The 8,736-nt window shown below is 33.5% G+C and carries 7 protein-coding genes; 3 read left to right on the top strand and 4 right to left on the bottom strand.

What is annotated here, in order from left to right:
- The first annotated feature begins 157 nt into the window (after positions 1-157).
- From rfaD to Q0L29_RS07775, 3 genes are all read left to right on the top strand, one after another.
- Entirely contained in the window at positions 158-1,111 is a 954-nt protein-coding gene (gene rfaD, locus Q0L29_RS07785; RefSeq protein WP_296620551.1) for an ADP-glyceromanno-heptose 6-epimerase, read from the top strand.
- 67 nt (positions 1,112-1,178) lie between these two features.
- The gene (locus Q0L29_RS07780) at positions 1,179-2,000 is read left to right on the top strand and encodes a mechanosensitive ion channel domain-containing protein (RefSeq protein ID WP_296620550.1); all 822 of its coding nucleotides are present in this window, start codon (positions 1,179-1,181) and stop codon (positions 1,998-2,000) included.
- 131 nt (positions 2,001-2,131) lie between these two features.
- Entirely contained in the window at positions 2,132-3,283 is a 1,152-nt protein-coding gene (locus Q0L29_RS07775) for a BamA/TamA family outer membrane protein (RefSeq protein WP_296620548.1), read from the top strand.
- On the opposite strand, the gene Q0L29_RS07770 is transcribed toward Q0L29_RS07775, so the two are convergent.
- From Q0L29_RS07770 to panB, 4 genes are all read right to left on the bottom strand, one after another.
- Entirely contained in the window at positions 3,264-4,190 is a 927-nt protein-coding gene (locus Q0L29_RS07770) for a hypothetical protein (protein ID WP_296620546.1), read from the bottom strand. The two genes, Q0L29_RS07775 and Q0L29_RS07770, sit on opposite strands and share 20 nt — an antisense overlap.
- A gap of 102 nt (positions 4,191-4,292) precedes the next feature.
- On the bottom strand, positions 4,293-4,865 hold the full coding sequence (locus Q0L29_RS07765; RefSeq protein ID WP_296620545.1) for a hypothetical protein: 573 nt from the start codon (positions 4,863-4,865) through the stop codon (positions 4,293-4,295).
- 123 nt (positions 4,866-4,988) lie between these two features.
- Positions 4,989-7,220 carry an NADP-dependent isocitrate dehydrogenase gene (locus tag Q0L29_RS07760; RefSeq protein WP_296620543.1) on the bottom strand — a complete coding sequence of 744 codons (2,232 nt, stop codon included), beginning with the start codon at positions 7,218-7,220 and terminating at the stop codon, positions 4,989-4,991.
- Positions 7,221-7,917: 697 nt separating this feature from the next.
- A complete protein-coding gene (gene panB / locus Q0L29_RS07755; protein WP_296620541.1) occupies positions 7,918-8,736 on the bottom strand; it encodes a 3-methyl-2-oxobutanoate hydroxymethyltransferase in 819 nt (272 codons plus the stop codon).

Below are 8,736 nucleotides of genomic sequence, written 5' to 3'. Positions count from 1 at the left end.
GCTCCAGTTAGGATTAAAAAGCTTATGCGCTGCGTTAAAATGTTCTTTACGATTAACGTAAACCATGTCAATCTTAATTTTTAGGCTGCAAATATACGTTTATTCATTTATAATAAATAGTTTTGCTTAAAGAGCTTAATATAAAAACATACATCTCATGATAATAGTTACCGGAGCCGCTGGATTTATTGCATCAAATCTTATCAAAAAACTTAATACTGATGGTTTTAACCACATTATTGCGGTTGATAAATTTGATAAGCCTGAAAAAAATAAAAATCTGGAAGGCTTAAAAATTCAAGAAAAAGTTGAAAGAGAAGTGTTTTTTGAATGGCTTGGGAAGCAAAATGAAAAAGAAATTGAATTTATATTTCATTTAGGTGCCAGAACAGATACCACTGAATTCGATACCGAACTATTAACTAAACTCAATACTGAATACACTAAAGAAGTATGGAAGAGATGCATTGACATGCAAATTCCTTTAATTTATGCCAGTTCTGCTGCAACATATGGCTTGGGTGAATTAGGTTATGATGATGACGAAAGTAAAATACCTGATTTAAAACCTCTTAACCCGTATGGCATATCCAAAAATGAGTTTGATAAATGGGCGCTTAAACACGAAAAGAAACCATTTTATTGGGCTGGATTAAAGTTTTTTAATGTTTATGGGCCCGGTGAATATCATAAAGGGAGAATGGCAAGCGTGATTCTTCACGCTTACAAGCAAATTTCGGAAACGGGAAAAATGAAATTGTTCCGTTCTCATAATCCTGAATTTAAGGATGGAGAACAAATGAGAGATTTCGTTTTTGTAGATGATGTGGTTCAGGTAATGATTTGGTTGATGCATCACCGAAAAAATTCAGGTATATACAATCTGGGTAGCGGAAAAGCCCGTACTTTTTTGGATTTAGTAAAAGCAGTTTTCAAATCCATGAATAAAAATGAAAACATCAGCTTTATTGATACCCCAGAAGATATCCGTGATAAATATCAGTATTTTACAGAAGCAAAAATGGAGAAATTAAAATCAATTGGTTACCTTAATGATTTTACTAGTTTAGAAAGTGGGGTAGATGCTTATATAAAACAAATGAAACCATAAATGGTTTAATCCGATAAAATAATGTATGTCAATACATTTAAACTAAAACTTACCAAACCATAAAAACATGTTTGAACAATTAGATCCGGAATTATTAGATAAAATTTATTCTTATGCTATTGAAATAGGAATCGCATTAATAAAAGTAATTCTCATATTTATTGTAGGTAGAATTACTATTGGTTATCTCATGAAAGGCATAGATAAAGCCTTCAAAAAATCTGAACTAGATGTTTCCCTTGTTTCTTTCTTGGGTTCATTTTTTAGATTTGTATTTTATATTGCCTTAGTATTAGTTATTGCTCAAAGCATTGATATAAAAATTGCTGCTATTCTAGGAGTGTTAGGTGCCGCTGGTTTAGCGATAGGTTTGGCCCTACAGGGCAGCTTATCCAACTTTGCAGGTGGTATATTAATTTTAGTAACAAAACCATTCAGAGTAGATGATATAATCGAAGCTCAGAGCTATTTCGGAGTGGTTGAGAAAATTGACATTCTCCATACCTATGTCAGAACTTTTGATAATCAAGTGATTGTGATGCCAAATGGAGGATTAGCCAACTCAAATGTCACGAATACCACATTAAAAGATACCCGAAGAGCAGAATTGAAAGTGGGTGTAGCTTATGGATCTGATATTAGTAAGGTCAGAGAAATCATATTGGATGTAGTGTCACGAGATGAGAGAATTCTTGACGACCCTGCCCCAGTCGTAAAATTCACCAATTTTGGAGATAGTTCACTAGATTTAAGTGTTAGAGTGTGGACTGCTACTGATAATTTATGGCCAGTTTATTGGGATAATATGGAAGCTATCAATAATGAATTTGTAAAAGAAAACATTGAAATCCCTTTTCCACAAAGAGATCTTCATATGAGAACAAAATAATAAATATGGTTAAAAACATTTTATTCTTAGCCTTCGATTATATCGAGGGCTATTTTTTTGAAAAAAATCAAGAAAAATTAACAACTAAAAGGACGAATACCGTTCTTTAGAGAGTTCTATAAAAATAAATTGTGAAGAAAACTATGCCTGTAAAACTGAAAGTATTTATACTAGCCCTGTTTCTAGTTTGTGGTCACTCCTCCTACTCTCAAAATTTTGTCAAAAGATACCTTAATAATATAATCAATGATACAAGTGACATATCAAAACCTCAATTTTTGATTTATCCCACAGTAGCTTATGCTCCTGAAACAAGCTGGGAATTTGGCTTAAGCTCATTGCTAGTATTTTATGCCAAACAGGATACCTCTAACCGCTTAAGCGAGGTGAATGGATTTACCTTTTTCACCTTAGAAAATCAGTATGGTCTGTGGTTTGATCATGCCATCTATTCTGATGAGGATAATTGGTTTTTCTTAGGACGGATTCGTTTTCAAAGTTTTCCATTGTTTTATCATGGTATAGGAAACCAAACTCCAGAAGATTATATAGCACGAGTAGATGCTAATCAAATCTTTATCAAAGAAAGGGTTTTACGTAAGCTTAAAAAAGATTTGTTTGTTGGGTTGGAAATGGATTTCCAACGCCTAAGCTCAGTGGATTTTATTCCAGCTGAAGGCTCAAATGGAATTCAAGATTTACCTTTGGGAAGTCAAGGATCAACAAACTTAGGTTTCGGGCTAGGTTTAGTTCATGACAATCGACACAATGTTTTAAATGTAAGAAAAGGATTTTTCTCAGAACTAGCTTTACTTCATTATAATCAAGCATGGGGCAGTACATACGATTTTACCACTGTGATATCAGACACAAGAATTTACCGACCTGTTGGAGCAAACAATGTCTTTGCTGCGCAAATATTAGGTCAATTTAATTCAGGAGAGGTTCCGTTTAACCAATTAGCGCTAATGGGCGGGGAAAGTATAATGAGAGGCTATTATTATGGTAGATACAGAGACCAAAATCAGTTAGCTGCCCAATTTGAATATCGATTTTTACCTATACCTTTTAATTTCACTGATCGAATCGGAGCAGTAGTTTTTGCAGGTGCAGGAAAAGTATTTCCAGAATTACGCAGTTTTGATTTGTCTGATATAGTAGTTTCAGGAGGAGCAGGAATTAGATTCTTACTATTCCCTAAAAAAGATATTTATACTCGTTTTGATGTAGCGTTAACTCAGGAAGGCCCAGGATTTTATTTATTTATTGGTGAGGCTTTTTAAAATCTAATTTTTCAGATAGCATTTTTGCCTCCTTAACAACTGCTCTAGGATATTGATTTATGTCTAATATTCTAATGGCATTTCTAGTTTTGAGCTTCCCTTCTTTCAACTTATAATCGAAGTCTACTTTTTCTTCATTTATAAGCTCACTAAAATGATATAAATCATATTCATCCTTTAATAAATCTGCAAGTTCGATATCATGAGTGGATACAAAAACCAAATTATTATTACTGGTCAAATAAGATAATACGGCTTTCCCTGCTGCAATTCTTTCTATCGTATTGGTTCCTTTAAATATTTCATCTAGAAGGAATAAATGAAAGTAATTGTTCTCAGAACAAGATGTCATTTCTTTTATAGTTGATACCTCTTCAAAATAATAACTTTTTTCATTCATTAAATCATCACTAATTCTGATAGCTGACATCAATCGCATTTTAGGTAATTGAAAAGCCTCGGCAAAAGAAGTATTCAGTGCCATTGCAGTAATGACATTAACTCCTACTGTTCGAATAAAAGTAGTTTTTCCAGACATATTGGAACCTGTTAATAAAATTGATTTGCCAGAAGTGTCAATATTATTCTCAACACAATTTTCAATTAATGGGTGATAAATTGCTGTAGCCTTAATACCCTCTTCAGGTCTAGAAAAATGTGGTGTACAATAATTCTGTATTCCTTTCCGCAATGAACTAATGGAATAAAGCATATCAATTCTACCAATAGAATTAAATAAATTCTCAATATATTTTTGATGGGTTTTAATTTTATTTAGCGCCTTAAAGAACATAATGGGTTCCAAAACCAAAATGATTTTGATAATTTCCAAACTTCCCCAAAATAAATTAGTAACATCACTTTGTGCTTTATTTTCGATTTGAAATAAATAGAAGTGCTTTTTCACATTCTCGATGGCATTTATGGACTTCTTAAATTCCTTATCTCTGAAAATATCAGAATCATAGTCATTAAGGCTTTTAGCTAAGGAATGTAATTTTAAAAGTTCTTATAATGAAGAAATATAATGGTCTAGATTGTTCTTATTTCTATAGTGGACACCCATATTAATGATAATCAAAACAGGGACTACAAAAACCATTGCAGTACTATATAATAGGCTAAGTACACAAATTAAGGACGTAATGGATAAAAAAGGAAGAATCCAATACCACTTTGGTGCTTCGATGGGTTTATCTTGAAACAATTTAGCAATATAAAATGCTTCCGTTTGATCGAGTTTTGATAATTGCTTTTCTAAAAATGATCTGAACTGCTCATCCTTATTAATTTTATGAATTAACTTTTCATCCTCCTCACTAATGTCATTTTCATCATTAAATGATCTTAATTGATGATAGAGATACTGCTGACCAACTTTAGAATTGCATCTATCCAAAAACATAAAAAGCTCCTCAAAATCCATATCATTGCAAACTTTACCAGATAATTGATGTGAAGAATCGGGTTTTGTGGCTTTTAGATAATATTCTGATATCCAGCTAAAAAGAAAGGTTTGGTTCTTCGGTTTTCCAAATTGTGATTTCGCTTGCCTTTTGTCTTTATACTTAAAAAATTTCAACTATATAAACTTATAATATTCAAAGAAATAATATTTCCAAAATTAGCTGATTTTTTGTTTTAAAACCAAAAAACCATCGATCTTCCGATCGATGGTTTTTAAATATTATAGAAAAATTTGAATTTAACTCTTAATAGATTCTAAAATCTCATTTAAAGTATTACTAGGTCGCATTTGCTTCTCTAAAATACTTTCGTCAGGCTTATAATAACCTCCCATATCAACAGCATTACCTTGTGCTGATATCAGTTCTTCATTTATTACTGCTTCCTTTAAACTCATATTTTCAGCTGCTCTACTAAAAATCTTTTTCAAATCAGCATCCTTATCTTGATTTGCCAAAGCTTCAGCCCAATACATAGCTAAATAAAAGTGACTTCCTCTGTTATCAATTTCATTTACTTTTCTAGATGGAGATTTATTTTCATCCAAAAATTTTGATGTCGCATTATCCAAAGCAGCACCTAAAATTATTGCTCTTTCATTTCCAAAAGTTTTTCCTAAATGATCTAGAGAAACTGCTAATGCTAAAAATTCCCCTAAAGAATCCCATCTTAAGTGACCTTCTTCCATGAACTGTTGAACATGCTTTGGAGCAGATCCACCAGCACCAGTTTCAAATAATCCACCACCATTCATTAATGGTACGATAGACAACATTTTTGCACTTGTCCCCACTTCTAGAATTGGGAAAAGATCAGTTAAATAATCTCTTAATACATTACCAGTAACAGAGATTGTATCTTTTCCTTCTACAATTCTCTCAAATGAGAAACGAGTAGCCTCCACAGGATTCATAATCCTGATATCCAAACCATTAGTATCATGATCTTTTAAATATTCTTTGACCTTTTTGATCAATTCAGTATCGTGTGAGCGATTGCTATCCAACCAGAAAACAGCTGGGTTTCCTGTGTCTTTAGCTCTATTTACGCCAAGTTTAACCCAGTCTTTGATTGGTGCATCTTTCACCTGACACATTCTCCATATATCACCTTGCTCTACTTCATGACTGAATAAAACATTACCGCTTGCATCCGTAACTTCAACAGTTCCAGCTTCAGGAATTTCAAAAGTTTTATCATGAGACCCATATTCCTCGGCTTTTTGTGCCATCAATCCAACATTGGAAACGCTTCCCATGGTAGCAGGATTTAAAGCGCCATTTTGCTTACAGAATTCTATTGTTTCTTGATAAACTCCAGCATAACTTCTATCTGGAATAATGGCTTTTGTATCTTGCGTTTTATTGTCTTTATTCCACATCTGCCCTGAAGTTCTAATCATGGCAGGCATGGAAGCATCAATAATCACATCACTTGGGACATGCAAATTAGTGATCCCTTTATCAGAATTTACCATAGCCAGATCTGGTCCATCATTGTAGCAAGCTTCAATATCGGCTTCGATTTCTTTTCTTTTATCCTCTGGTAAATCTTCTATTTGAGAAAGCAGAGAGGCTAATCCGTTATTAACATCTACCCCAGCTTCATCTAAGGTTGCCTGATGTTTTTCAAAAACTGGTTCAAAGAAAGCTTTCACAGCATGACCAAAAATGATGGGATCAGAAACCTTCATCATGGTAGCTTTCAAATGAATTGAAAATAAAACACCTGCCTTTTTCGCTTCTTCTTTTTGCTCTTTTAAAAATGTGCGTAAAGCAGAAGCACTCATCACTGCAGCATCAATAACTTCACCTTCTTGAAGTTTTAATCCACTTTTCAGATCTTTAACATCTCCGGATTTTGTTTTCAATTCAATTTTAACCTCAGTTGCAGCTGGTAATGTGATTGATTTTTCACTTCCGTAAAAATCTCCTTCGCTCATGCTGGCAACATGGGTTTTAGAATCTTTACTCCATTCACCCATACTGTGCGGGTGCTTTTGTGCAAATTCTTTTACAGCTTTTGGCGCACGTCTATCAGAATTCCCTTCTCTTAAAACCGGGTTTACGGCACTCCCTTTTATATTATCATATTTAGCTTTTACTTTCTTTTCGTTATCATTTTCAGGCTCATCAGGATAATCTGGCAAATCATAACCTAATGATTGTAATTCTCTGATTGCATCTTTTAATTGAGGAATTGATGCACTGATATTTGGTAATTTTACAATATTAGCTTCAGGGGTTTTAGCAATTTCACCCAGCTCAGCTAAATCATCATTAATTTGTTGTTCTGGCTTTAACCTCTCTGGGAATTGAGAAATAATACGTCCAGCTAGAGAAATATCTCGTGTTTCAACAGCTACACCAGCTGAATCGGTAAATGCTTTTATGATGGGTAGAAAAGAATAGGTTGCTAAAGCCGGAGCTTCATCTGTTTTGGTATATAAAATCCTTGCAGTCTTAGACATGGTTATAATGTATTTGATTTAAATTTTAATAAACATCAATAAGTAACGGTCATTTGGAAGCCTTGTTCCAAATTCACAATGTGAAATTAAATAAAAGTAGGAGTAGATAAAATTATTTCCTTAAGCATTCTTTAGGTAGCACTAAACATTATTAACAACAAAATGTTTTTAAGCAAAAAATTATGGAATTTGTAATAGCTGGAGGAACGGTTTTATTAGCTATTGGAGTAGTATATGTTTCTTTGAAAAGGGTTTTTAGGGATTGATAGTTACTATATGAGATTAGTTGGTTTACCATCAGCCATTAGAACAGCATCGTTATTCATAATAGAATATTAAAAAAATCTAATCATTTCATTCTGTGTGTCATTCCTGAGAAGGCAGGAATCTAATAATTTTAACCTTTGGTTAAAATATAAAGAATTGGTTTTGGGTACAGAACTTATATCCGTCAACATATTGTGGTCTGAATATAGAATATTGAAACTTCGTTTCAATAAAACAAGATTCCTGCCTGCGCAGGGATAGCCAGCCCCGTACCCATAGGTCGGGGACGTTCTAATCTATTTCAGTAGTTAATATGGAATTATATTCAGTGGTTAATATGAAAATACAACAATTTGAACCAGATTATGTGCCTTCAAATTACCCAAATTGAAGGTATATAAAATACTAATGATTTTAAGCTCTAAAAACACTAATACATCTCATCCTCATTAGGAAAATCCACATTCTTCACATCTCCAACATACTTACCTATAGCTTCTGTAATGATGGTATCTAACCTGGCGTATTGGCGTAGAAATCTAGGCTTAAATTCAGTGGTTATACCTAATAAATCATGTAATACTAAAACTTGTCCATCAACGTAAGGTCCTGCACCGATTCCAATGATTGGAATATTAACTTCCTCAGCCACTCTTTTAGCTAATTGAGCAGGTATTTTCTCTAAAACAATGCTAAAGCAGCCACATTCTTCCAATATTTTAGCATCCTCAATTAATTTTTCTGCCTCTTCTTCTTCCTTTGCCCTAACAGTGTAGGTTCCGAATTTATAAATAGATTGAGGAGTTAAGCCTAAATGTCCCATAACAGGAATTCCAGCACTCAAAATCCTTTTAACAGATTCTTGAATCTCAGCTCCACCTTCCATTTTTACGGCATGTCCACCTGATTCTTTCATGATTCGAATTGAAGAACGCAAAGCTTCAGATGAATTTCCTTGATATGAACCAAAAGGAATATCTACTATAACCAAAGCCCTCTCAACGGCTCTTACTACAGCAGAAGCATGGTAAATCATCTGATCAAGTGTAATTGGTAAAGTGGTTTCATGTCCAGCCATCACATTTGAAGCGGAATCTCCTACTAAAATAACATCAACTCCTGATGCATCCACCAATTTTGCCATGGAAAAATCATAAGCCGTAAGCATAGAGATTTTTTCCCCACGGTTTTTCATTTCCTGCAATTGATGAGTAGTTATTTTTTTGATAGCTTTTTTATGAACTGACAT

The sequence above is a fragment of the Marivirga sp. genome (genome assembly GCF_024636815.1).
Classification (GTDB): Bacteria; Bacteroidota; Bacteroidia; order Cytophagales; family Cyclobacteriaceae; genus Marivirga.
This window is presented reverse-complemented; position numbering and strand designations above follow the sequence as displayed.